Source organism: Pantoea sp. EKM101V (assembly GCF_011800325.1).
GTDB lineage: Bacteria > Pseudomonadota > Gammaproteobacteria > Enterobacterales > Enterobacteriaceae > Pantoea > Pantoea anthophila.
This window is the reverse complement of the sequence record NZ_JAALFP010000002.1, coordinates 103,924-127,137: the sequence shown is the minus strand read 5'-3', so window position 1 is coordinate 127,137 and position 23,214 is coordinate 103,924. Positions and strand designations below refer to the sequence as shown.

24 protein-coding genes are annotated in these 23,214 nt (G+C 57.9%); 15 read left to right on the top strand and 9 right to left on the bottom strand.

Going from position 1 to position 23,214, the window contains the following annotated elements; genetic code table 11:
* Positions 1-4 precede the first annotated feature (4 nt).
* The 5 genes from HFD92_RS04465 to grxB form a co-directional block, all read right to left on the bottom strand.
* Entirely contained in the window at positions 5-277 is a 273-nt protein-coding gene (locus tag HFD92_RS04465; RefSeq protein ID WP_009090903.1) for a hypothetical protein, read from the bottom strand.
* A gap of 145 nt (positions 278-422) precedes the next feature.
* On the bottom strand, positions 423-668 hold the full coding sequence (dinI, locus tag HFD92_RS04460; protein ID WP_003849907.1) for a DNA damage-inducible protein I: 246 nt from the start codon (positions 666-668) through the stop codon (positions 423-425).
* Positions 669-730: 62 nt separating this feature from the next.
* A complete protein-coding gene (pyrC, locus tag HFD92_RS04455; protein WP_009090901.1) occupies positions 731-1,774 on the bottom strand; it encodes a dihydroorotase in 1,044 nt (347 codons plus the stop codon).
* A 134-nt stretch (positions 1,775-1,908) separates the two neighbouring features.
* Positions 1,909-2,472, bottom strand: coding sequence for a lipoprotein (locus HFD92_RS04450; protein WP_009090899.1), 564 nt, complete (start codon positions 2,470-2,472; stop codon positions 1,909-1,911).
* A gap of 115 nt (positions 2,473-2,587) precedes the next feature.
* Positions 2,588-3,235, bottom strand: a complete 648-nt coding sequence (gene grxB / locus HFD92_RS04445; RefSeq protein ID WP_009090897.1) for a glutaredoxin 2 — start codon at positions 3,233-3,235, stop codon at positions 2,588-2,590.
* Between the two features lie 296 nt (positions 3,236-3,531).
* On the opposite strand from grxB, the gene rimJ reads away from it, so the two are divergent.
* From rimJ to murJ, 4 genes are all read left to right on the top strand, one after another.
* Positions 3,532-4,125, top strand: coding sequence for a ribosomal protein S5-alanine N-acetyltransferase (gene rimJ / locus HFD92_RS04440; protein ID WP_009090895.1), 594 nt, complete (start codon positions 3,532-3,534; stop codon positions 4,123-4,125).
* A gap of 13 nt (positions 4,126-4,138) precedes the next feature.
* Complete coding sequence (locus HFD92_RS04435; protein WP_150029682.1) at positions 4,139-4,777, top strand: DUF480 domain-containing protein; 639 nt, start codon at positions 4,139-4,141, stop codon at positions 4,775-4,777.
* A 1-nt stretch (position 4,778) separates the two neighbouring features.
* A complete protein-coding gene (locus tag HFD92_RS04430) occupies positions 4,779-5,699 on the top strand; it encodes a Gfo/Idh/MocA family protein (protein WP_167428396.1) in 921 nt (306 codons plus the stop codon).
* A gap of 120 nt (positions 5,700-5,819) precedes the next feature.
* Positions 5,820-7,358, top strand: coding sequence for a murein biosynthesis integral membrane protein MurJ (gene murJ / locus HFD92_RS04425; RefSeq protein ID WP_009090890.1), 1,539 nt, complete (start codon positions 5,820-5,822; stop codon positions 7,356-7,358).
* Between the two features lie 65 nt (positions 7,359-7,423).
* Here murJ and flgN read toward each other — a convergent pair whose 3' ends face one another.
* The 3 genes from flgN to flgA all read right to left on the bottom strand — a co-directional run bounded on the left by flgN (position 7,424) and on the right by flgA (position 8,927).
* Positions 7,424-7,855 (bottom strand): flagellar export chaperone FlgN, encoded by a 432-nt coding sequence (flgN, locus tag HFD92_RS04420; protein ID WP_009090889.1) that lies wholly within the window; start codon positions 7,853-7,855, stop codon positions 7,424-7,426.
* A 5-nt stretch (positions 7,856-7,860) separates the two neighbouring features.
* Positions 7,861-8,163, bottom strand: coding sequence for a flagellar biosynthesis anti-sigma factor FlgM (gene flgM, locus HFD92_RS04415; RefSeq protein WP_009090886.1), 303 nt, complete (start codon positions 8,161-8,163; stop codon positions 7,861-7,863).
* Positions 8,164-8,267: 104 nt separating this feature from the next.
* Positions 8,268-8,927: a flagellar basal body P-ring formation chaperone FlgA gene (gene flgA / locus HFD92_RS04410; protein ID WP_009090884.1), complete on the bottom strand. Its 660-nt coding sequence runs from the start codon at positions 8,925-8,927 to the stop codon at positions 8,268-8,270.
* Positions 8,928-9,081: 154 nt separating this feature from the next.
* Between flgA and flgB the strand changes: the two genes are divergently transcribed.
* From flgB to flgL, 11 genes are all read left to right on the top strand, one after another.
* Complete coding sequence (gene flgB / locus HFD92_RS04405; RefSeq protein ID WP_009090882.1) at positions 9,082-9,495, top strand: flagellar basal body rod protein FlgB; 414 nt, start codon at positions 9,082-9,084, stop codon at positions 9,493-9,495.
* A gap of 2 nt (positions 9,496-9,497) precedes the next feature.
* On the top strand, positions 9,498-9,902 hold the full coding sequence (flgC, locus tag HFD92_RS04400) for a flagellar basal body rod protein FlgC (RefSeq protein WP_009090881.1): 405 nt from the start codon (positions 9,498-9,500) through the stop codon (positions 9,900-9,902).
* 12 nt (positions 9,903-9,914) lie between these two features.
* Positions 9,915-10,586: a flagellar hook assembly protein FlgD gene (gene flgD, locus HFD92_RS04395; protein WP_009090880.1), complete on the top strand. Its 672-nt coding sequence runs from the start codon at positions 9,915-9,917 to the stop codon at positions 10,584-10,586.
* Between the two features lie 26 nt (positions 10,587-10,612).
* A complete protein-coding gene (flgE, locus tag HFD92_RS04390; RefSeq protein WP_167428395.1) occupies positions 10,613-11,869 on the top strand; it encodes a flagellar hook protein FlgE in 1,257 nt (418 codons plus the stop codon).
* Positions 11,870-11,889: 20 nt separating this feature from the next.
* Positions 11,890-12,645 carry a flagellar basal body rod protein FlgF gene (locus tag HFD92_RS04385; protein WP_009090878.1) on the top strand — a complete coding sequence of 252 codons (756 nt, stop codon included), beginning with the start codon at positions 11,890-11,892 and terminating at the stop codon, positions 12,643-12,645.
* A gap of 17 nt (positions 12,646-12,662) precedes the next feature.
* The gene (flgG, locus tag HFD92_RS04380) at positions 12,663-13,445 is read left to right on the top strand and encodes a flagellar basal-body rod protein FlgG (protein WP_009090877.1); all 783 of its coding nucleotides are present in this window, start codon (positions 12,663-12,665) and stop codon (positions 13,443-13,445) included.
* A gap of 60 nt (positions 13,446-13,505) precedes the next feature.
* Positions 13,506-14,216 (top strand): flagellar basal body L-ring protein FlgH, encoded by a 711-nt coding sequence (locus tag HFD92_RS04375; protein WP_033736336.1) that lies wholly within the window; start codon positions 13,506-13,508, stop codon positions 14,214-14,216.
* Positions 14,217-14,225: 9 nt separating this feature from the next.
* Entirely contained in the window at positions 14,226-15,335 is a 1,110-nt protein-coding gene (locus tag HFD92_RS04370) for a flagellar basal body P-ring protein FlgI (RefSeq protein WP_009090875.1), read from the top strand.
* Positions 15,335-16,294, top strand: a complete 960-nt coding sequence (flgJ, locus tag HFD92_RS04365; RefSeq protein ID WP_009090874.1) for a flagellar assembly peptidoglycan hydrolase FlgJ — start codon at positions 15,335-15,337, stop codon at positions 16,292-16,294. The genes HFD92_RS04370 and flgJ overlap by 1 nt, the downstream gene beginning before the upstream one ends.
* 125 nt (positions 16,295-16,419) lie before the next feature.
* Positions 16,420-18,069 carry a flagellar hook-associated protein FlgK gene (gene flgK, locus HFD92_RS04360; protein ID WP_167428394.1) on the top strand — a complete coding sequence of 550 codons (1,650 nt, stop codon included), beginning with the start codon at positions 16,420-16,422 and terminating at the stop codon, positions 18,067-18,069.
* Between the two features lie 14 nt (positions 18,070-18,083).
* On the top strand, positions 18,084-19,049 hold the full coding sequence (gene flgL, locus HFD92_RS04355; RefSeq protein WP_009090872.1) for a flagellar hook-associated protein FlgL: 966 nt from the start codon (positions 18,084-18,086) through the stop codon (positions 19,047-19,049).
* 179 nt (positions 19,050-19,228) lie between these two features.
* Here flgL and rne read toward each other — a convergent pair whose 3' ends face one another.
* Positions 19,229-22,669 (bottom strand): ribonuclease E, encoded by a 3,441-nt coding sequence (gene rne, locus HFD92_RS04350; protein ID WP_167428393.1) that lies wholly within the window; start codon positions 22,667-22,669, stop codon positions 19,229-19,231.
* Positions 22,670-23,214 lie beyond the last annotated feature (545 nt).

The window sequence follows — 23,214 nt, the reverse complement described above, 5'->3', positions numbered from 1 at the left end:
CGGTTCAGAGCGCCGGGCTGTCTGGCACGATGCCGCCGACGCGTTTCTGCAGGGATTCTGCCAGACGGGCAAAATGTTGCTGAAGCTGTTCATCATGGTTTTGATTCTGGGCTTCCAGTGACAGATTGTGCACCAGCAGCTGGCTGGCACGATCGTCAAGACAGAAAATCAGACTGGAAAAGGCATTTTCCAGCACCGTTAAACGACGCTGCTGATCACCAATCAGTGCTAACAACTCACCAAAGGTCATCGCCTCTTCCGGTTTATCAGTAGTCATGGTGTCGCACCTCCTGTTATGCGTGACGAGCGCAAGGATAGGGCATTGATCAGTAAGAGTCTAGATGCAGGAAGAGGGAAGTGCGAGAGGGGAGAAAAGATAAAAAAACCGGGTGGCGACACCCGGAAAAAAAGCACAGTGGCGGTTAATCAGTAATGAACCAGTCGTCAGCACTCTCCCACGTCTGTTGCAGGATTTCGCTGATCTGGTCGCGCGTCTCTTTTCCACCGCCCAGCACGCTGAGATTGTTGGCACTGGCATAACGTACCTTGACGTGATTGGTCGAGTCAGGGAACTGTTCGTCAATGCGGCGCGACAGTTCATCGCTTAACGCCTCTATCGCGCCAGCAGGAAGAGGTCGGGTATTTGATACGGTAATTTCAACACGCATAGCAGCCTCCGGATAAGATACTGTATATATTTACAGTATCCATCCGCCGGAGGCAAGCAAAATTATGCAACGCGCCAGTTGAGCGTTTCACCCGCGAGGAAAGGAATCAGAGCGTCACTGCCCAGCGAGATGGACGCCGGCACCTGCCAGGGCTCACGCACCAGGGTAATTGTGCCTTCATTCAGCGGCAGGCCATAGAAACGCGGGCCGTTTTCAGAACAGAACGCTTCGAAATGCTCCAGCGCATTCAGCTCTTCAAACACGGTCGCGTAGGCCGCCAGCGAGGTCGGCGCATTAAATACGCCCGCGCAGCCACAGGCAGACTCTTTAAGATGCTGCAGATGCGGAGCGGTGTCGGTGCCGAGGAAGAAACGCGGATGACCACTGGCCACGACCCTGCGCAGCGCGTCCTGATGCACATTGCGCTTAAGAATCGGCAGGCAGTAAAGATGCGGGCGAATCCCGCCCACCAGCATGTGGTTGCGGTTAAACATCAGGTGCTGCGGCGTAATGGTCGCGCCCAGTGTCTCATCGGCAGCAGCGACATAATCCGCGGCATCCTGGGTGGTGATGTGCTCCATCACCACTTTCAGCCCCGGAAACTGACTGCGCAGCGGCACCATCACGGTGTCAATGAAGCGGGCTTCGCGATCAAAAATGTCGATATGGGCATCGGTGACTTCGCCATGAACCAGCAGCGGCATACCCAGTTGCTGCATCCGCTCCAGCACGCGGGCGATGGAGGCGATATTGGTGACGCCGTGGCTGGAGTTGGTGGTGGCATGAGCCGGATAGAGCTTGGCGGCGGTAAACAGACCGGATGTGAAGCCACGCTCAAGCTCATCCGGATCCAGTGAGTCAGTGAGATAACAGGTCATCAGCGGCGTAAAGGCGTGATCGGCGGGCAGCGCGGCCAGGATGCGGTCGCGGTACGCTTCTCCTGCCGCCACGCTGGTCACCGGTGGCACCAGGTTAGGCATCACGATGGCACGACCATTAACCGCGCTGGTGTAGGGCAGGACCGTTTTAAGCATCTCATCGTCACGCAGATGAATGTGCCAGTCGTCAGGGCGACGCAGGGTAAGTTGCTGAGGTTGTGCTGTCATCAGTGAAGCTCCGGCAGAAAGGAAACAGAAGGCATGTTTTGGCCGGGGTCTAAGCATAAGGATTCAGGCAACCGTTTGCACCTGCTTTTTCTGCTGACAGCAAAAATCCGCGCCGGATGGCGCGGCAATCGGGATTACTGCGTGAAGGGGATAACCAGTTCGCCCGGTCTGACTTCCAGTCCTTTGGCAAATTTTTTCGCCAGTGACTCACCTTTACTGCGGTCAGCGCTGAGACGGTAAGCCGGGTTTTGATCGAAATAGCTCTTCAGCGACTGATTCAGATAAGGCGTCAGGGTTTTCATGATGGCAGCCATTTTCTCCGGCGCCACCTGTGCGTCGGTTATCTCCAGATCGCGCAGAAAGATCGCCCCCTGCTGTGGGTCATAGACGGGCTGTGCGCGCATCGTCAGCTGCATGTCAGCCTGCTGCGGGCCGAACAGAGAGGTGACGTTAATTTTTGCATTGCCGGAGAGCGACACTTTGCCAGGTTCTGCGCGGCCGATCTGGCTGGTGAGATTATTCAGGACAATATGCGCATTGACCAGACCGGACACGCCAATGTCTTTCTCGTAGTTGTTATGCTTTTGCAGCGCCTGATTCACTTCCTGTTCGCTGATAGTGTACTGGGTCAGTTTATTGCAGCCGCTCACCAGCAGCACAAACATCAGGGCAGTCAGCCCGAAAAATACCTTTTTCATCGTTCTATATCCTGGATAACAAAGTCAGTTAACAGGATATAGCCTGCCTGAATGCGTGAGAGGTGTCATCAGAAAAGGGATGAGAAACGCCGCGGCGTCTCTCATCCGGGCGGGATTACTGCGCAATAGAAGAGAGCAGATTGACCTGGGTCTGTTTGGCCATATTGTCACGATAGTCAGCGACCCGTGCTGGCCAGTCGATGCCCGGAACCAGCGTCAGGGAGCGCAGCAGCGGGAAGAGGCTGAAATCATCTTCCGACAGCTCGCCGTTAACCGCATTAGGCTGGACGATCAGGCCGTCCAGTTTGCGCAGATCGCCGCTGACTTTTTTAATCAGTCCGGCCGAGTGCGTTTTCAGCTCCTCAAAATCACCGATGCTGGCCTGCTTTTTCGCGCGGAAATAGTCACGTGCCGCCGGGGTGGCAAACTCCGCAAAAGGGGCCTCGGCAATGCGCGGCAGCAGCAGCTTATTCACGTAGCTGTTCATGTGACGCAGCCAGTCGCCAATGGCCGGATTGAGCGCACCGGTAATCAGCGGTTTGCCATCCTGCTGGTCGACATAATGCACAATCTCCATGCTTTCCGGCATCGCGCTGCCATCCTTTTTCTGCAGGACAGGCGCCATTTTCTGGCCAATCAGTCGCTGAGGCGTCTCTTCATCGTCATTGAGCATGACCACCAGCTCAACCGGCAAATTCTTCAGACCAAAAATCATGCGCGCTTTCACACAGAAGGGGCAGTGGTCGTAGATATAGAGCTTCATCCTGATCTCCCTCGTTTACAGGTTAATGTTTAACAGAGTGAATCATTTCATCCTGTTTCGGGCGCCTGAAAAGTATGGAAGAGATTCCCCCTCACGGCAAACCAGCCCGACAGATGGGCCGGGCTGAACGAGCGTTGATGACGCCTGAGCAGGGGCGTCTGCGCGGTGATAATGGAACAAAATCAACCTCTTTACGGCAAAAAATCCGTAATGTTTTACCGCAGCCCAGGCGGCGGTTATAGTGAAAGCCAGATAATGACGGCTTTCACTCTCAGCCATTGATTTCAGGAGTCAGGATGTTTGGCTATCGTTCTGCCGCGCCCAGGGTGCGCTTAACCACCGATCGGCTGGTGGTCCGTCTGGTTCACGAACGTGATGCCTGGCGAATGGCAGATTACTACGCGGAAAACCGCCTGTTTTTAAAACCGTGGGAGCCGGTGCGCGATGACAGTCACTGCTATCCCTCCGGCTGGCAGGCGCGGCTGGGGCTGATCGCCGACATGCATAAGCAGGGCTCGGCCTTCTATTTTATTCTGATGGACAGCGAAGAAACCGAAGTGCGCGGCGTAGCCAACTTCAGCAACGTACTGCGCGGTTCCTTTCACGCCTGTTATCTCGGCTATTCGCTGGGCGAAAAGTGGCAGGGACAGGGGCTGATGTTTGAAGCGTTACAGTCTGCTATCCGCTACATGCAGCGTCAGCAGCATATTCACCGCATCATGGCGAACTACATGCCGCACAACCAGCGCAGCGGCGACCTGCTGGCGCGCCTCGGTTTTGAAAAAGAGGGATATGCGAAAGACTATCTGCTGATTGACGGACGCTGGCAGGATCACGTGCTGACAGCATTAACCCAGCGGGAATGGACGCCTGACCGGCGTGGACAATAATGAGGACGCAAGCATGAAGATGGCTTTATCGGCGCAGGCGCTGCGCGTGCTGGGCTGCCTGCTGGAGAAGCAGGTTACCACGCCGGAACAGTATCCGCTGTCACTGAATGGGGTCGTGGTGGCCTGTAACCAGAAATCAAACCGCGAGCCGGTGATGGAGCTGAGTGAAAGTGCGGTGCAGGATGAACTCGATCAGCTGGTGAAGCGGCATCTGGTTACCGCCAGCAGCGCGTCCGGTCAGCGGGTCGTGAAATATGAGCAGCGTTTCTGTAACTCCGCCTTTGGCACGCTGAAGCTGAACAGCGCCGAAGTTGCCGTGCTGACGTTACTGATGCTGCGCGGTCCGCAGACGCCAGGCGAACTGCGCACCCGCAGCGGCCGTCTTCATGAGTTCAGTGACGTCAGCGAAACAGAACAGACGCTGGAAGGCCTGATGCAGCGTGACGACAGCGCCCGGGTGATCCGCCTGGCGCGCGAGCCGGGCAAGCGCGAAAGCCGCTTTATGCATCTGCTGGCCGGGGAGAGCGACACGCCACTGGCCGCCGAAGAGCCGGAAGAGCAGGGCGATCTGGCGAGGCGTGTGGCCACCCTGGAACAGCAGGTCGCCCGGCTTCAGGCGCAGCTCACTCAACTGCTGCAGCCGGAGCATTAAGATGACTTTACGTATTGGTGTGGTGGGACTCGGCGGTATCGCACAGAAAGCCTGGCTGCCGGTGTTGTCGGCGGCGACGGACTGGACGCTGGTGGGGGCATTTTCGCCGAATCAGGCCAAAGCCCGGCCACTCTGCGACAGTTACCGTATGAACTGTTTCAGTTCCCTGAATGCGCTGGCCGCGGCCTGCGATGCCGTTTTTGTCCACAGCAGCACCGCCACGCACTATGAGGTGGTGAAGGCGCTGCTGCTGGCCGGAAAAGATGTCTGCGTCGATAAGCCGCTGGCGGAAACCCTGGATCAGGCTGAGGCGCTGGTGGCGCTGGCGGAGAAACAGCAGCGTAAGCTGATGGTCGCCTTTAATCGCCGCTTCGCCCCGCGCTATCAGCAGCTGCGGGCGGAGATGGGACACGTCGCTTCCCTGCGGATTGAAAAGCACCGCAGTGACAGCGTCGGGCCTCAGGATCTCCGCTTTACCCTGCTTGATGACTACCTGCACGTCGTCGACACCGCACTCTGGCTCGGCGGCAAGCCTGTTCAGCATGTTCAGGGGCGCATCGACACCAACGAACAGGGACAGATGCTCTACGCTGAGCACCACTTCGCCCTGGAGGGCCTGTCGATCACCACCAGCATGCATCGGCGCGCAGGCAGTCAGCGTGAGCGGGTCAGTGCGACAGGCGACGGTAAATGTATCGACATCAGTGAGATGCGCGACTGGCAGGAAGAGCGGCACGACGGCGTGCTGATCGCTCCGCCTGCCGCCTGGCAGAGCCATCTGACCCAGCGCGGGTTCAGCGGGGCCGCACGCCATTTTATCGACTGCGTGCAGAATCATACGACGCCTGAAACCAGCGGTGAACAGGCGCTGATGGCGCAGCGTGTGGTGGAAAACCTCTGGCGTAGTGCCATTCTGGAATAACGCCTTGTAACACTCCGTGCTGGTCATTTCCCTCCGTGGCAGTAGACTGTCGCCGGGCATCTTTCAGGTGCCCGCGCGACTTCTCCTTTTTACTGATTTTTTCAGGATGCGCCGTCAATTATGAATCTTTTGAAATCGCTGGCAGCGGTCAGTTCCATGACCCTGTTTTCCCGCGTTCTGGGCTTTGCCCGTGATGCCATCGTGGCGCGGGTGTTTGGCGCCGGAATGGCGACCGATGCGTTTTTTGTTGCGTTTAAACTGCCGAATCTGCTGAGGCGTATTTTTGCCGAAGGCGCGTTTTCCCAGGCATTTGTACCCATTCTCGCGGAATATAAAAGCAAGCAGGGTGAGGAGGCGACACGTCTGTTCCTCTCCTATGTCTCAGGCCTGCTGACACTGGCGCTGGCGCTGGTGACCTTCGCGGGGATGCTCGCTGCGCCCTGGGTGATCATGATTACCGCACCGGGCTTCAGCGACCATGCGGATAAATTTGCCCTGACCAGTTCCCTGCTGCGGGTGACCTTTCCCTACATTATGCTGATCTCGCTGGCGTCGCTGGCGGGTGCGGTGCTGAACACCTGGAACCGCTTCTCGGTGCCAGCTTTTGCGCCGACCCTGCTGAACGTCAGCATGATCAGCTTCGCCCTGTTCGCCGCGCCGCATTTCCATCCGCCGGTGATGGCGCTCGCCTGGGCGGTCGTTGTGGGCGGGGTGCTGCAGCTCGGCTATCAGCTGCCACACCTGAAGAAGCTGGGAATGCTGGTGCTGCCACGCATCAATCTGCGTGACGCAGGCGTCTGGCGCGTGATGCGTCAGATGGGTCCGGCAATTCTTGGCGTTTCGGTCAGTCAGATCTCGCTGATCATCAATACCATCTTCGCCTCGTTCCTGGTGTCGGGTTCCGTCTCCTGGATGTACTACGCCGATCGCCTGATGGAGTTCCCCTCCGGCGTACTGGGCGTGGCGCTGGGTACCATTCTGCTGCCGTCGCTGGCCAAAAGTTTTTCCAGCGGCAATCACGATGAGTATTCCCGGCTGATGGACTGGGGACTGCGCCTCTGCTTCCTGCTGGCGCTGCCCTGCGCTGTGGCGCTGGGGATGCTCTCCGGCCCGCTCACCGTGGCGCTGTTCCAGTACGGCAAATTCACGGCCTTCGATGCGCTGATGACGCAGCGTGCGCTGATCGCCTACTCTGTAGGCCTGATGGGCCTGATTGTGGTCAAGGTGCTGGCACCCGGCTTCTATTCACGGCAGGACATCAAAACCCCGGTTAAAATCGCGATTATCACGCTGATCATGACGCAGGTGATGAACCTGGCCTTCATCGGCCCGCTGAAACATGCCGGTCTCTCTCTGTCGATTGGGCTGGCGGCCTGTCTGAATGCCTCGCTGCTCTACTGGCAGCTGCGCAAGAAGCAGATCTTTATGCCTCAGCCGGGCTGGAGCAGCTTTCTGGTGCGTCTGCTGATCGCCGTGGCGGTGATGGCCGGGGCGCTGTTTGCCATGCTGCAATGGATGCCCGCCTGGGAGCAGGGCTCGATGCTGTGGCGACTGCTGCGTCTGGCGCTGGTCTGTGCAGTGGGGGGGGGAAGTTACTTCCTGGCGCTGGCGCTGCTGGGATTCCGGCTGCGCGACTATGCGCGCCGCACCGCTGCCTGACGCGGTTCCTCTTCTGCCATAAAAAAATCCCGCATCAGGCGGGATTTTTTTTGCTACTTTTCTGCTCAGGCTTTACGGCTTAGCGTGGCCTGGCCTTTACCCATCCCATCCGGTCCATAGAACGCCTGGGTCTGATGCGGCTTCAGCACCTCCAGGGCATCCTGGGTGTAGCGAATCTGATGCTGCAGCAGCATGCCGTTATGCACATTGGCATCCTGCAGACGACGGCTATGCTGCTGGATGACGTCCCAGCGGCGTGCCATGTCGTTCTGACCACGATAAGGTGCCGACACGGACTGACTCTTTTCAGCGGTGCGTCGCATCTCATCCAGATAGTTCAGCGTGCTGAGCAGCGCGCTTTTATCTTCAGTGATGCGCTGCAGCAGGTTGCTGTTAATGTTGCCGCTTGCCAGCTGCTGCTGCTCTTCTTCCAGCACCGCAGAAAGCGATGCCAGCACGTCCTGCATCTTATCTAATGTGGTCTGCAAATTACTCATGGTAACTAATTACCCTCTAAATACGCCTTAGTATCGGCAATCAGCGCATCGGCGATTTTGCCGGTATCCATCTTCAGTTCGCCATTACGAATGGCGGTTTTCAGTTGTTCAACGCGCTCGACGTTGATGTCTTTGCTGCTCGGCTGCATCAGCTGAGACTGCGCGCTGCTCAGATTGACCTGAGCGGCCGCCGCCGGCGCTGCCGCCGGGCTGGCACTCTGACGCACTTTGCTGCTGCCTGGCTCGCTGGTATCGCGGCTCTGTACGGTGCTGGCGGGTTTCAGAGGTTGCGTTCTGTCAATGCTCATATTCGGGCTCCTGTACGGTCAGGGGAAGTCTGCCACCTGAATCATAATAGCGTTATCGCTTTGTTGATTCTTCTATCGGCAGCATGATGGGCTTCTTTAACACTTTACAGCGTTATAAGAATATTCCCATCCTCGCGCACCTTACCGCTGACAATCTGACCATTCCCCATCCTGACGCGAACCCACTGTGAACGGGTGGCGTTGTTCAGCGCCTTGCCCTCACCACTGGCGTCAAAGCCGTCGCCGCTGGCTATCACCATCACACTCTGACCCGCCTTAACCCGCCACGGCTGACGCAGCATGGCGGGGTTGATCGGCTGTCCCGGTGGGATATCACGCAGGACGACCGCATCGGCCACCGAGTCGCTGTTCAGCAGGGCGCGTGCGGGCAGGGTATCCAGACGCCCCGTCTGCAGCGTGAAGTCGCTTTCGCTGACGCTGCTGCCCCGGCTCAGCAGCCGGTTCGCCACCAGATAGGTCCCGGTCACCTGGACCTGGACCTGGAGATAACGGCGGTTTTCACCGCAGTTGGCCGCCACGCTCATGTTGCCCCACAACCGGCTGTTGCCGGGCAGGGTGAACTGGGGCGCCTCACAGGTGGGCCACTGCGCCTGCGGCGTGCGAATCACCACCGTCATGCCCTGAGCATGCTGGGCGTCACGCGCTTTAAAAAACTGGTTCAGTTGTGCATTGAGATCTCCCGCAGAAGCCGGCAGGGCGATCGCGACCAGCAGGCTGGTCAGCAGGGTCAGATATCGACGCATGGTGCAATTCCTCACTGATGATGGCAACGAGTGTAACCGTTAAGAAAAATCCTCAATTGTCAAAATAGCGGTCATTTGAGGCCTTATTCAGACGATGACCCCTTGCTTTTTCAAATTAAGCTGCGAGCTCGAAATTCTCATTCGCGGAGGAAACATGCTCGACAAACTGGATGCGGCGCTGAAATTTGGTACGGAGGCCCTCAACCTGCGTGCTCAACGTCAGGAGATCCTGGCGTCAAATATTGCCAACGCCGATACCCCTGGTTATCAGGCCCGGGATATCGACTTTGCCAGCGAGCTGAGTCGGGTGATGTCCAATGGCCGTGCGGAAGGCAGCAGCATGGCGTTGAAGGTCACTTCAGCTCGCCACATTGAAGCACAGACAAACGGCGTACCCTCGATGGACATGCTTTATCGCATTCCCGATCAGCCTTCTGCCGACGGCAACACCGTAGATATGGACCGTGAGCGTACGCAGTTCGCGGATAACAGCCTGAAATATCAAACCGACCTCACCCTCATCAGCAGCCAGATCAAAGGCATGATGAGCGTGTTACAAGGGCAATAATTATGGCCTTGCTGAATATTTTTGACATTGCCGGTTCAGCGATGACCGCGCAATCACAGCGATTAAACGTCAGTGCCAGTAACCTGGCGAACGCCGACAGCGTCACCGGTCCCGATGGCAAGCCTTACGTGGCAAAGCAGGTGGTCTTCCAGACCGATGCTGCGCCGGGCTCAGCGACCGGCGGGGTGAAAGTCGCCCGGGTTGTCGAGGATCCGACGCCAGCGAAACTGGTTTACGACCCGGGCAACCCGATGGCCGATGCCAAAGGCTACGTGAAGATGCCGAACGTGGATGTGGTCTCCGAAAGCGTCAACACCATGTCGGCGTCACGCAGCTACCAGGCCAACGTGGAAGTGCTGAACACCGTGAAGTCGATGATGATGAAAACCCTGACGATTGGGCAATAACGGAGAAAAACCATGGCTATCGCGGTAGGCGTTAATGAAAAACTGGATCCGTCGGTTCTCAGCTCCTCCAGCACCGGCACCGGCAACAATGCGCAGGATCTGCAGAATCAGTTCCTGACCATGCTGGTCACCCAGTTACAGAACCAGGATCCCACCAATCCGATGGATAACAGCCAGCTCACCACGCAGCTGGCACAGATCAATACCCTGAGCGGGATTGAAAAACTGAACACCACGCTGGGATCGATCTCCGGCCAGATCAGCACCAGCCAGTCGCTGCAGAGCTCCACGCTGATCGGGCATGGCGTGATGGTCAACGGCAGCCAGATTCTGGTCGGCAACGGCACCACAACGCCTTTTGGTGTTGAGCTCGGCTCCGCCTCGACCGGCGCCACTGCCACCATTAAAGATGCCAGTGGCGCGGTGATCGACACCGTCGATCTGGGCGCGCTGAGCGCTGGCGTGCACACCTTCTCGTGGGACGGCAAGCTGACGGATGGTTCAGTGGCCCCGGATGGTAAATACAGCGTTGCGATTGCTGCAAGCAATGGCAACACACAACTGGTGGCACAACCGCTGAACTACGCCTACGTCAATGGGGTGAGTACCGCGAACGACACCACCAAACTGGATCTCGGCACCATGGGCTCCGCCACCCTTGACGACGTACGTCAGATTCTCTGATTAACCTGTAGACAGGAGACACACACATGTCATTTTCCCAAGCGGTCAGCGGCCTTGGCGCTGCCTCTAGTAACCTTGATGTCATCGGTAACAACATCGCCAACTCCGCCACCGCGGGCTTTAAATCCAGCACCATCGCGTTTGCCGATATGTTTGCCGGTTCTAACGTCGGCCTCGGCACGAAAGTGGCGGCCGTGATCCAGAACTTCAACGACGGTGCGACTACCACCACCAGCCGTGGCCTGGATGTGGCGCTGAGCGGTAACGGTTTCTTCCGCATGACCGACAACAGCGGCGGCGTGTTCTACTCACGTAATGGTCAGTTCACCCTTGATGCCAACCGTAACCTGGTTAACACCCAGGGCCTGAACGTGACCGGCTATCCGGCCAGCGGTTCACCGGCCACCATCCAGTCGGGTGCAAACCCGGTGGCGATCCGTATTCCGACCGAGCAGATGCCAGCCCGCGCCACCACCACGGCCGGACTGATTGCCAACCTGAACTCAACGGACACCACGCCATCTGTGACCACCTTCTCGACGGCGAACGCAGACAGCTACAACAAGAAAACCACGGCAACCGTGTTCGACTCGCAGGGTAATGACCATGCGCTCGACATGTACTTCGTGAAAGACACCACCAGCAACAGCTGGACCGTTCATACCATCGACGGTAACACCGGCAGCTCGGCGGGCGACTTCCGCATGACGTTTGATACCAGCGGTAAGCTGACAGGCGTCTCTAAGCTGGATGCAAACGGTGCGGTAGTGAGCACCACCAACGACGGTACCGTTGGCCTGACGCTGAACGTGGGCGGCGCCAATGGCGCGGTCGCGAACCAGCCGATCACCCTGAGCATGCTGGGCAGTCTGCAGCAGAACACCGGCGCCACCACCTTTGGCAGCCCGACGCAGGATGGTTATGCACCTGGCGATCTGACCAGCTACGCCATCAATGATGACGGCACCATCACTGGCACCTACTCCAACAAGAAAACCCAGCTGCTGGGTCAGATTGTGCTGGCGAGCTTCTCTAACCCGGAAGGTCTGCAGTCACAGGGCGACAACGTCTGGGCGGCATCCAGCGCATCCGGTCAGGCAGCTGTCGGTCTGGCTAATACCGGAACCTTTGGTTCTCTGACGGCGGGCGCCCTGGAGTCCTCAAACGTCGATATGAGTAAAGAGCTGGTGAACATGATCGTGGCGCAGCGTAACTATCAGGCGAATGCGCAGACCATCAAAACTCAGGACCAGATTCTCAACACGCTGGTTAACTTACGTTAATTCGCTAACAGGATTGCCATATGGATCACGCGATATATACCGCGATGGGCGCGGCCAGCCAGACGCTGGATCAGCAGGCGGTCACCGCCAGCAACCTCGCCAACGCCTCAACACCTGGCTTTCGTGCGCAGCTCAATGCGCTGCGCGCGGTGCCGGTGAATGGCTGGTCACTGCCAACCCGTACGCTGGTCGCCGCCTCTACACCCGGCGCCGACATGAGCCAGGGCGCGATGGATTACACCGAGCGTCCACTTGATGTGGCGGTGCAGCAGGATGGCTGGCTGGCGGTGCGTACCGCTGACGGCAGCGAAGCTTATACCCGCAACGGCAATATGCAGATCAGCCCGAACGGCACACTGACGGTTCAGGGCAATCCTGTGATGGGCGACGGCGGTCCGATTGTGATCCCGCAGGGCACCGAAATCACCATTGCGGCTGACGGCTCCATTACCGGCCTGAATGCCGGTGACTCGCCTAACGCCACGGTTCAGCTGGGTAAGCTGAAGCTGGTCAGGGCCACCGGCCAGGAGCTGCAGCGCAGTGATGACGGGATGTTCCGTCCCACGGCTGCGACACAGGCAACCCGCGGTGCGGCGCTGCAGGCTGACGCCACCATGCAGGTGATGCCTGGCGTGCTGGAAGGCAGCAACGTCAAACCGGTGGAAACCATGGTCGATATGATCGCCAACGCCCGACGTTTTGAGATGCAGATGAAAGTCATCACTAACGTCGACGAAAATGAACAAAAAGCCAATCAGCTCCTGAACATGAGCTAAGGCGCGAGGATAACAACATGATTCGTTCTTTATGGATCGCTAAGACCGGTCTTGATGCGCAGCAGATGAACATGGACGTGATTGCCAACAACCTGGCTAACGTCAGCACCAATGGCTTTAAGCGTTCGCGTGCCGTGTTCGAAGATCTGATGTACCAGACCATGCGCCAGCCGGGCACGCAGTCGTCCGAACAGACGACGCTGCCCTCCGGTCTGCAGATCGGCACCGGTGTCCGTCCGGTCACCACCGAGCGTCTGCACACCCAGGGCAACCTGTCACAGACCAGCAATTCAAAAGATATCGCCATTAATGGCCAGGGCTATTTTCAGATTCAGATGCCGGATGGCACCTCTGCTTATACCCGTGACGGCGCGTTTCAGGTGGATCAGAACGGCCAGCTGGTGACCAACTCCGGTTTCCCGGTGCAGCCCGGTATTACCATTCCGGCTAACGCTACCAGCATCACGGTTTCGCGTGACGGTGTGGTCAGCGTGACGCAGCAGGGCCAGGCCCAGGCTGCGCAGGTGGGTCAGTTAACCCTGAGCACCTTCATGAACGATGCCGGTCTCGATAGTGTGGGTGAAAACCTCTACAAGGAAACTCAGGCATCGGGCGCACCGACTGACAGCACCCCAGGCCAGAACGGCGCGGGTCTGCTCTATCAGGGCTATACCGAAACCTCAAACGTTAACGTGGCGGAAGAGCTGGTCACCATGATTCAGACGCAGCGCGCTTACGAAATCAACAGCAAGGCGATCAGTACCTCTGATCAGATGCTGGCGAAATTAACGCAGATTTAATCCCGAACAGGGCCAGCCCATGCTGGCCTGAATGACAGACATTAATAAGGTCGTGACGCCGTGGCGAAGCAACAGATTCTCAAGCCTGGACATTGGTTAGTCGCCTCGCTGCTGCTAACTCTTAACGGTTGTGCCCTGGTCCCCCGGACCCCGCTGGTCGAAGGCGCAACCACAGCACAGCCGATGCCGTCCGCGCCACCGGTGGTAAACGGCTCCATTTTCCAGGGCGTCGCGCCGCTTAACTACGGCTACCAGCCGCTGTTTGAAGACCGCCGTCCACGCAACATTGGCGATACCCTGACCATCACGCTGCAGGAAAACGTCAGTGCCAGCAAAAGCTCTTCCGCCAATGCCAGCCGCGATGGCAGCAACAGCTTTGGCCTGAACGCCGTGCCGACCGGTCTGGCGGGCCTGGTGGGTGCCGGTGGCGAAAAAGCCAATATCAGCGCGGAAGGCAAAAACGATTTCGCCGGGAAAGGGGGCGCATCTGCCAACAACACCTTTACCGGCACCATCACCGTCACGGTGGATCAGGTGTTGTCGAACGGCAACCTGCACGTGGTCGGTGAAAAACAGATCGCCATTAATCAGGGCACGGAGTTCATTCGCTTCTCAGGTGTAGTCAACCCACGCACCATCAGCGCCAGCAACGCCGTGTTATCTACCGCTGTCGCCGATGCACGTATTGAGTACGTCGGAAATGGCTATATCAATGAGGCGCAGACCATGGGTTGGTTACAGCGCTTCTTCCTGAACATCTCGCCGATGTAAGAGGTTTCAATGAAAAAGTTAACGCTGTTGCGCGCCGGGCTGGCGCTGCTGCTGGGCGTCAGCCTGCTGGCAAAAGCCGATTTGATCCGTGACTTAACCACCATCCAGGGGGTTCGCGAGAACCAGCTACTGGGCTATGGCCTGGTTGTGGGTCTTGATGGTACCGGTGACCAGACGACCCAGACGCCGTTTACCACTCAGACCGTCAGCAACATGCTGTCACAGCTGGGGATTACCGTACCCGCAGGCACTAACATGCAGCTGAAAAACGTGGCGGCGGTTATGGTCACCGCAAAACTGCCCGCGTTTGCCCGTCAGGGACAGAACCTGGATGTGGTGGTCTCTTCGCTGGGTAACGCCAAAAGCCTGCGCGGCGGCACGCTGTTAATGACGCCGCTGAAAGGGGTCGATAACCAGGTCTATGCGCTGGCGCAGGGAAATATCCTCGTCGGCGGTGCAGGCGCATCGGCGGGCGGCAGCAGTGTTCAGGTTAACCAGCTTAACGGCGGCCGGATTACCGGCGGCGCCACGGTAGAGCGTGAACTGCAGAGCAACTTTGGTTCGCAGAACACCATTAACCTGCAGCTGAACAACGAAGACTTCTCCATGGCGCAGCGGATTGCTGATGCCATTAACGCGCGTGGGGGATATGGCTCGGCTCAGCCGCTGGATGCGCGTACCGTGCAGATCCGCGTCTCGCCAAACAATGGCGCGCAGGTGCGTCTGCTGGCCGATATCCAGAACATTAACGTCTCGATTCCGGTCGAAGATGCCAAAGTGATCATCAACTCCCGTACCGGCTCGGTGGTGATGAACCGCGAAGTGACGCTGAATCAGTGTGCGGTGGCGCAGGGCAACCTCTCTGTGACGGTCAACCAGCAACAGAACGTCAGCCAGCCTGATACCCCGCTGGCCGGTGGTCAGACGGTGGCGACAACGCAGACCCAGATCGATCTGCGTCAGAGCGGCGGTGCGCTGCAACGCGTCAACGCCAGCGCCAACCTGAACAACGTGGTGCGTGCACTGAATGCGCTGGGCGCTTCACCTATCGAGCTGATGTCGATTCTGCAGTCAATGCAGAGTGCCGGCTGTCTGCGTGCCAAACTGGAAATTATCTGATGGCTGATATGCAATCTGTGATGAGTGCGGCTTACGACAGCCGCTCCCTGAATGAACTGAAACACCAGGCCAGCAACGACCCGAAAGGGCATGCGTTGCAGGTGGCGCGTCAGGTCGAAGGGATGTTTGTACAGATGATGCTGAAGAGTATGCGCGAGGCGTTGCCGCAGGACGGCATTATGAGCAACGAACAGACCAAACTCTTCACCTCTATGTATGACCAGCAGATTGCGCAGGAGATGGGGAAACGCGGGCTTGGCCTGGCGGAAACCATCGTCAAACAGATGCAGCCCGCTGTCGCGCCGGATGAGAAAGCCGGAACGGTGCCGATGAAGCTGGATAACAGCTTCATCCTCAGCACCAGCGGGGCGACGCCGATGCCGGCGCAGCAGCTGGAGCAGATGGTGCGTAAAGCTATGCCGCGTCTGCCTGCCGCTTCGCCAACCGGCCTGCCCAGCGACAGCCGCGAGTTCATCGCGCAGCTGACGCAGCCCGCGCAGGCGGCCAGTCAGCAGAGTGGTATCCCTCATCACCTGATTCTGGCGCAGGCGGCGCTGGAGTCGGGCTGGGGCCAGCGTCAGATCCTGACCCGCGACGGTAAACCGAGCTACAACGTCTTCGGCATCAAAGCGAGTGGCGACTGGAAGGGTGACACCACCGACATCATGACCACCGAATATGAGCAGGGCGAAGCGAAAAAAGTCCGGGCCAGCTTCCGGGTCTATAACTCCTATTTCGAGGCGCTGACCGACTACGTCCGGCTCCTGACGAAAAACCCACGCTATGCGGCGGTCACTACCGCATCCAGTGCAGAGCAGGGTGCGCAGGCGCTGCAGGCGGCGGGCTATGCCACCGATCCTAAATATGCGCAGAAGCTGGTGGGAATGATTCAGCAATTCAAAAGCATGGGCGACAAAGTCGTTAAAGCGTACAGCCAGGATATTGGCGACCTGTTCTGATCATTGCGCCTCAAGTTTCACTTAAGCAAGCCGATAACATCACCATAAGCCAGATGCGTTTTCGCCCGCTGGCGTTCATTCAGATCTCTGCCAGCCCGGTTGACGGGGGAACGTAAGGAACCGAGATGTCCAGCATAATTAACTCCGCGATGAGCGGATTGAGTGCCGCACAGGCCGCCCTGAGCACCACCAGTAATAACATCACGAACTACACCGTGGCGGGCTACTCCCGTCAGACAACGGTGCTGGCGCAGGCAAACAGTACCCTGCAGGGCAACAGCTATTACGGCAACGGCGTAAAAATCTCCGGTGTACAGCGCGAGTATGATGCTTTCATCGCAACGCAGTTGCGCGGTGCCAGTGCCAGCTACAGTGCTGTCGATCTCCAGCATAGCCAGATCTCTAACATTGACGATCTGCTGTCGACCTCGACCACCAGTCTCTCCACCTCCCTGCAGGGCTTCTTTACCAACCTGCAGAACGTGGTCAGCAACGCCAACGATCCCTCGGCGCGTCAGTCTATGCTCAGTAACGCTCAGGGGCTGGTCAGCCAGTTTCAGACCACGGCGCAGTATCTGAACAACATGCAGAACAGCGTCAATGCCGATGTCGCCTCCAGCGTGAAACAGATCAACACCTACAGCTCGCAGATTGCCGACCTCAACCAGCAGATTGCCAAACTGACAAACGGCAACGGTGCCGAACCTAACGATCTGCTGGATAAACGCGATCAGCTGGTTAACGAGCTGAATAACGTGGTTGGCGTCACGGTTTCGCAGCAGGATGGTAATTACACCGTATCCATGGCCAACGGCCTGACGCTGGTGAACGGCTACAAATCCAGCGATCTGGTGGCGATGAACTCCAGCAGCGATCCGACACGCACCACCATCGGCTATGTCGACAAGCAGGCAGGCAACGTCGAGATCCCGGAAAAGCTGATCACCACCGGATCGCTGGGCGGTCTGCTGGCGTTCCGCTCTCAGGATCTCGATCTGGCACAGAATCAGCTCGGACAGCTGGCGGCGGCCTTTACCACCAGCTTTAACGACGTGCATAAACAGGGCTTTGACAGCAACGGCGACCAGGGTGTCAATTTCTTTAACATCGGCACTCCGCTGGTGGTCAGCAACAGCAAAAACAGCACCGCTGCGTCCGTTACCGCCGAATGGACCGACACCAGCGCGCTGAAAGCCTCTAACTACACCGTCAGCTATGACGGCAGCCAATGGACTGCCACCCGTGCTTCAGACAGCACGGCGGTCACCATTGCGCAGGGAACCGACGCCAGTGGCAACACGACGCTGAGCTTTGATGGTCTGAAACTGACCGTCGCGGCCACCCCGGCACCTGCCGCGAAAGACAGTTTCCTGGTGAAGCCGGTTCAGAACGTGATTAACGACATGTCCGTAGCGATTACCAGTGAATCCCAGGTAGCCGCGGCGAGCGCCGTGGGCGGCGAAAGTGATAACCGCAATGCGCAAAAGCTGCTGAACCTGCAGGATGTGAAGCTGGTGGGCGGAAATGCCACGCTGTCGCAGGCTTATGCGAGCATCGTCAGCACCGTGGGTAACAAAACCAGCTCGCTGGAAACCACCAGCACCACCCAGAAAAGCGTGGTCAGTCAGCTGACCGATCGCCAGCAGTCGGTCTCGGGTGTCAACCTCGATGAGGAGTACGCCAATCTGACTAAATACCAGCAATATTACATGGCTAATGCGCAGGTGCTGCAGACGGCCAGCACCGTGTTTAACGCATTGATCAATATTCGCTAAGGGCAGGAGATAACATGCGAATCAGTACAAATATGATTTTTGACCAGCAGGTGCGCGGCATTACCGACTCGCAGGCCTCCTGGCTGAAAGTGGGTGAGCAGCTCTCCAGCGGTCGCCGTGTAACGAATCCCTCGGATGACCCGATTGCGGCGTCACGCGCGGTGGTGCTGTCACAGACCCAGCAGAAGGGAAGTCAGTATGCGCTGGCGCGTACCTTTGCTGAGCAGGGGCTCTCCCTGGAAGAGAATGCGCTGAAAGGCGTGACCAGCAGTATTCAGAGCGCACAGACGCTGATCATCAACGGTTCAACCGGTACGCTGAGCGACGATGACCGTGGCTCGATCGCCACCCAGCTGGAGGGGATCCGTGCTCAGTTGCTGAACCAGGCAAACAGCCAGGATGCCAACGGACGCTACATCTTTGCAGGTTATAAAACCGACAGCGCACCTTTTGTTGATGGTGCCGGAACCGGCGTCACCTACACGGGCGGCACAGAAGCCATCACCCAGAAGGTCGATACCAGCCGTACCATGACCGTGGCGCACACCGGTGACAATGTCTTTATGTCTATCACCAGCAACGCAACCAAAGAGCCGGATGGCAGCGCCAGCGAAACCAACCTGTTTAAGATGCTGGATAGCGCGATTGCCGCACTGAAAGTGCCGCAGAATGATGCTGACGCCGCAACCAAAAAGACCTTCCAGGACGCCATGGATAAAACCAACCGCGGCCTGGGCAATGCGCTGAATAATGTTTTAACCGTGCGTGCTGAGATTGGTACCCAGCTGTCTGAAATCGATACGCTGAATGCGCAGGGTGATGACCGCGACGTGATCTATAACTCCCAGATGAGTGACCTGGTGAATGTGGATTACACCGAGGCCGCTTCCAGCTACACCATGCAGCAGACGGCACTACAGGCTTCTTATAAGACCTTTACCGACATGTCGAAGATGTCACTGTTTAAGATGAACTCGTAATCTGACCTGAAAATTTGAGCGTACTTTAACCGGATACGCTTAGTTTTTCCCACTCTCCCCTCAGGGAGGGTGGGATTTTTTTTGCCTGTGATTTAGCGACTGGCGGAGCAGGGGGACAGAATGGCAGCCATAAAAAAACCCCGGCTAAGGCCGGGGTTCAGATGACAACTGCTGAGAGATTACGGCTTGGTTGCCGGGGCTGTTGCCTGATGCGTGGCGCTGTGACCGCCTGCTGAACCGCGACCGTCGAACTGATACGGTGAACGTACCCAGTCACTGTGCGGAGCCGGTTCTGACTGCCAGGCTGGCGCCGGGGCTTTAGTCATTGGCGCAGAGGCAAAGTGCTTCCAGCGCGTGCCGTCATTGGCTACCGCATCAGCAGCAGGCGCGGCTGCTACCGGCTCGGCTGCGGTTACGGGAGCTGCAGGCGCAACATCGCGCGCGGCAACCGGTGCGTGAGGTTCCTGAACCGGCGCAGTGTCAGCATCGGCTGCGACCGGAGCCTTCAGAACCTCTTCAACCTCGGCGGCAATCGCTTCGCTGACATCAACGGCAGCGTGCTCAGCAACGTCAGCTGGCTGTGCGGCATCCGCAGAGGTCGCAACCGGGGTTTCCGTGACCGGTTCAGCAGGAACGGCTTCAGCCGCGACCACTTCTGCTTTTCCTTCGTCTGCAGCAGGAACCATAGAAGGCTGCTGATCAACCGGTGCTTCAATAGCACGGGTGTCGTCAGTGTTCACCACCGGCACGGGCGTTTCTGCCAGCGGCTCGGCCTGCTGTACTGCGGCGTCAGCCTGCTGAACTGGCGCATCGGCTTGCGGCGCAGCCTGCTCTGCAGAGACGTCTGCCTGTACTGCGGATTCAGCCGCAGCCGCAGCCGCGACCGGCAGCGCAGTGACTTCTGCGCTCTCTTCAGGGCTGTACGCCGGTGTCTCATGCGTCACATTCTGAACCTGCTCTTCGCTGGCCTGGCTTACCGGGTAGCGAACCCAGACTTTACCGGACGCCATCTCAGGCGAGGCTGCTGCCGCAGCCAGAGGCATTGCAGACTGCGTCGGATAACGCTCATCACGGTAACGACGGCGACGTTGTCCGCTGACGCGCAGATGACGCGGTGAACGACGTGAGCGACGCGGCATATTCGCACCGTCGCGGTTCTCGTTGTCATCCTGCTCATCAGTCTGAGCACTCTGCAACTCAGGCTGCGGCTGAGCAACGTCGGCCGGCTGAGGCTGACGCCCTTCGGCAGGCTGCGCATTGTCGCTGGCATCCGCTGCCACAGGCTGGCGGTTGTCATCAACGCGGACCTTCTGGTTCAGCTGACGCGGCTTACGACGCGGCATAACCTGAACGCGTTCCTCTTCTTGTGCGTCAGTCGCTTCCGGCGCATCTGCCACGGCTGACTGCTCAGCGGCTTTGGCGGCTTCTTCACCCGCGCGCTTCTCTTCCTGACGACGACGCTGACGTTCTGCACGCTGTTCACGGCGCTGTTGCTGCTGCTCTTCACGCTGCTGACGCGCTTCTTCGCTCAGTGCCGGACGCTCTTCGCGAGCCTCGCCAGACTGAGACTGACGCTTGTTGCGGCGATTATCGTTGCCATCACGCGGCTCGCGGCTTTCGCGTGGCTCACGGCTCTCACGCGGTTCACGTGGCTCACGACTTTCACGCGGTTCACGGCCTTCGCGTGACTGTGCATTGTCACCGTTACGCGGCGTGCGTTCACGACGATTGTTGTTGCGACGGTTGTTATTGTTGCGACGCTCGCCGCCACGGGAGGAGCTCTGCTCCTGCTCACTTTCTGCGGCTTTCTGCGGTTCAGCAACGGCAGCGGTCTCAGGCTTAGCAGCAGGGGCTTCTTCGCCCGCGAACATTTTTTTCAGGCCACCCAGCAGGCGTCCGAAGAAACCGGTGCTGACGGTCGCTGACGGTGCCACAGCCGGCGCGCCTTTTGCTGCGGGTTTGCTTTCGGTGCGCTTCGCTTCAGGGGCGACTTCAACCGGGGCCGGCGGCGCATCAGGCATCACAAAGGCGGCCAGAGCTGGCTGCTCAGGACGACGACGCTCAGAGTGCTCCTCATCCGACGGCATCGCCATCTCGGCTTCATGCAGCTTCGGCAGGTGATAACTCAGGGTCTGCGTCTCTTCGCCTTTACGCACGCGCAGCACGGAGTAGTGTGGGGTCTGCATCTTGTCATCAGGAACGATGATCGCCCGCACGCCGCCCTGGCGTTTTTCAATCGCGTTGACCGCTTCACGTTTTTCGTTCAGCAGGTAAGAGGCCACCTGAACCGGAACAATCGCGTGCACTTCTTTGGTGTTGTCTTTCAGCGCTTCTTCTTCAATCAGACGCAGAATCGACAGCGCCAGCGACTCGTTATCACGAATGGTGCCGGTGCCGCTGCAGCGCGGGCAGACGTGGTGGCTGGACTCGCCCAGTGACGGACTCAGGCGCTGACGTGACATCTCCAGCAGGCCAAAACGTGAAATGTGGCTGATCTGAATACGGGCACGATCCTGGCGGACCGCTTCACGCAGCCGATTCTCGACGGCGCGCTGATGGCGAACCGGAGTCATATCGATGTAATCGATAACGATCAGCCCGCCCAGGTCGCGCAGACGCAGCTGACGGGCAATCTCATCGGCCGCTTCCAGGTTGGTGTTAAACGCCGTCTCTTCGATGTCACCGCCGCGTGTCGCACGGGCTGAGTTGATATCGATAGCGGTCAGTGCTTCCGTGCTGTCGATGACGATGGAGCCACCGGATGGCAGGCGAACTTCGCGCTGGAACGCGGATTCGATTTGCGATTCGATCTGATAGTGGCTGAACAGCGGGATTTCACCGGTGTAGAGCTTGATTTTGCTGCTGAAGTCCGGACGGCCAAGCGCAGCGATGTGCTGACGCGCCAGCTCCAGAACTTTCGGGTTATCGATAAGGATTTCACCGATGTCCTGACGCAGATAGTCGCGGAAGGCACGCACAATCACGTTACTTTCCTGATGGATCAGGAAGGGCGCCGGACGGCTCTCTGCGGCTTTTTTGATCGCATCCCAGTGCTTAAGACGGAAACTTAAATCCCACTGCAGCGATTCGGCAGATTTGCCGACGCCGGCGGTACGGACGATCAGGCCCATGCCTTCCGGCAGTTCCAGCGCAGACAGGGCTTCTTTCAGCTCGGTACGGTCGTCACCTTCAATGCGGCGGGAGATACCGCCTGCACGCGGGTTGTTCGGCATCAGCACCAGATAACTGCCCGCCAGCGAGATAAATGTGGTCAGCGCCGCGCCTTTGTTGCCGCGCTCTTCTTTATCGATCTGAACAATGACTTCCTGACCTTCACGCAGCACATCTTTAATGTTGGGACGGCCGTGCGCGTTGTAGCTGGAAGGGAAGTATTCGCGGGAAATTTCTTTTAACGGGAGGAAACCGTGACGCTCTGCGCCGTAGTCGACAAACGCAGCTTCAAGGCTGGGTTCAATGCGAGTGATTTTACCTTTGTAGATGTTGGCTTTTTTCTGTTCGTGTCCGGGGCTTTCGATATCCAGGTCGTACAGACGCTGACCGTCAACCAGGGCAACGCGCAACTCTTCCTGCTGAGTTGCGTTTATTAACATTCTTTTCATCGTGACTTACTCGTTATTCTTTCATGAGTGATTACAGCTGCGGGCATAGTTACCCTGGACGAGTATCAACCGATGGCCCCGTGACTTAGTGCAATGTCGTCAACCTCACGGCTGTCGACCGCGCGAGGGGCGCAAATAACGTCGGTGGCCTGTTTTTCATAAGGGAAAACAGCACCAGATAGTGGAAATGCCTGAGACAATTAAAAAACCCGTGCATCCCATACTGTTGTCCAGGCCGCAACCCGCAGCCCGCTAAGTGCCTGATTTCGCATTACGTCTTACGCCATTGCTGCGTGTCTGCTCAATCCGGCAAAATGACAATTTCGCTCTTTTTCTGCCCTGAAATGCTTCAGGTAAGAAACTCAAGCATTATTCCACTGCTAACCTTCATATAGCAAGGCGACTTTAGCCAGCTTGTGAAGTTTCTTTACATTTAACTTATTAATGTGTCGGACAAAGCAGCGCTTTGCTGAAAAAGTCAGCAGGGAGGCGACCTGCCGCCACATCAACCCCAGAGTTAAGCACAGAAAAAGGGGTGGCGCTAT

Excerpts from the sequence above, each read along its gene's own strand:
- murJ (WP_009090890.1), top strand. The coding sequence starts at position 5,820 with ATGAATCTTTTGAAATCGCTGGCAGCGGTCAGTTCCATGACCCTGTTT.
- pyrC (WP_009090901.1), bottom strand. The coding sequence starts at position 1,774 with ATGACAGCACAACCTCAGCAACTTACCCTGCGTCGCCCTGACGACTGG.
- HFD92_RS04385 (WP_009090878.1), top strand. The coding sequence starts at position 11,890 with ATGGATCACGCGATATATACCGCGATGGGCGCGGCCAGCCAGACGCTG.
- rne (WP_167428393.1), bottom strand. The coding sequence starts at position 22,669 with ATGAAAAGAATGTTAATAAACGCAACTCAGCAGGAAGAGTTGCGCGTT.
- flgN (WP_009090889.1), bottom strand. The coding sequence starts at position 7,855 with ATGAGTAATTTGCAGACCACATTAGATAAGATGCAGGACGTGCTGGCA.
- flgA (WP_009090884.1), bottom strand. The coding sequence starts at position 8,927 with ATGCGTCGATATCTGACCCTGCTGACCAGCCTGCTGGTCGCGATCGCC.
- flgG (WP_009090877.1), top strand. The coding sequence starts at position 12,663 with ATGATTCGTTCTTTATGGATCGCTAAGACCGGTCTTGATGCGCAGCAG.
- HFD92_RS04370 (WP_009090875.1), top strand. The coding sequence starts at position 14,226 with ATGAAAAAGTTAACGCTGTTGCGCGCCGGGCTGGCGCTGCTGCTGGGC.
- HFD92_RS04465 (WP_009090903.1), bottom strand. The coding sequence starts at position 277 with ATGACTACTGATAAACCGGAAGAGGCGATGACCTTTGGTGAGTTGTTA.
- dinI (WP_003849907.1), bottom strand. The coding sequence starts at position 668 with ATGCGTGTTGAAATTACCGTATCAAATACCCGACCTCTTCCTGCTGGC.
- HFD92_RS04450 (WP_009090899.1), bottom strand. The coding sequence starts at position 2,472 with ATGAAAAAGGTATTTTTCGGGCTGACTGCCCTGATGTTTGTGCTGCTG.
- grxB (WP_009090897.1), bottom strand. The coding sequence starts at position 3,235 with ATGAAGCTCTATATCTACGACCACTGCCCCTTCTGTGTGAAAGCGCGC.
- flgE (WP_167428395.1), top strand. The coding sequence starts at position 10,613 with ATGTCATTTTCCCAAGCGGTCAGCGGCCTTGGCGCTGCCTCTAGTAAC.
- HFD92_RS04430 (WP_167428396.1), top strand. The coding sequence starts at position 4,779 with ATGACTTTACGTATTGGTGTGGTGGGACTCGGCGGTATCGCACAGAAA.
- flgC (WP_009090881.1), top strand. The coding sequence starts at position 9,498 with ATGGCCTTGCTGAATATTTTTGACATTGCCGGTTCAGCGATGACCGCG.
- flgK (WP_167428394.1), top strand. The coding sequence starts at position 16,420 with ATGTCCAGCATAATTAACTCCGCGATGAGCGGATTGAGTGCCGCACAG.
- flgL (WP_009090872.1), top strand. The coding sequence starts at position 18,084 with ATGCGAATCAGTACAAATATGATTTTTGACCAGCAGGTGCGCGGCATT.
- flgB (WP_009090882.1), top strand. The coding sequence starts at position 9,082 with ATGCTCGACAAACTGGATGCGGCGCTGAAATTTGGTACGGAGGCCCTC.
- flgJ (WP_009090874.1), top strand. The coding sequence starts at position 15,335 with ATGGCTGATATGCAATCTGTGATGAGTGCGGCTTACGACAGCCGCTCC.
- flgM (WP_009090886.1), bottom strand. The coding sequence starts at position 8,163 with ATGAGCATTGACAGAACGCAACCTCTGAAACCCGCCAGCACCGTACAG.
- rimJ (WP_009090895.1), top strand. The coding sequence starts at position 3,532 with ATGTTTGGCTATCGTTCTGCCGCGCCCAGGGTGCGCTTAACCACCGAT.
- flgD (WP_009090880.1), top strand. The coding sequence starts at position 9,915 with ATGGCTATCGCGGTAGGCGTTAATGAAAAACTGGATCCGTCGGTTCTC.
- HFD92_RS04435 (WP_150029682.1), top strand. The coding sequence starts at position 4,139 with ATGAAGATGGCTTTATCGGCGCAGGCGCTGCGCGTGCTGGGCTGCCTG.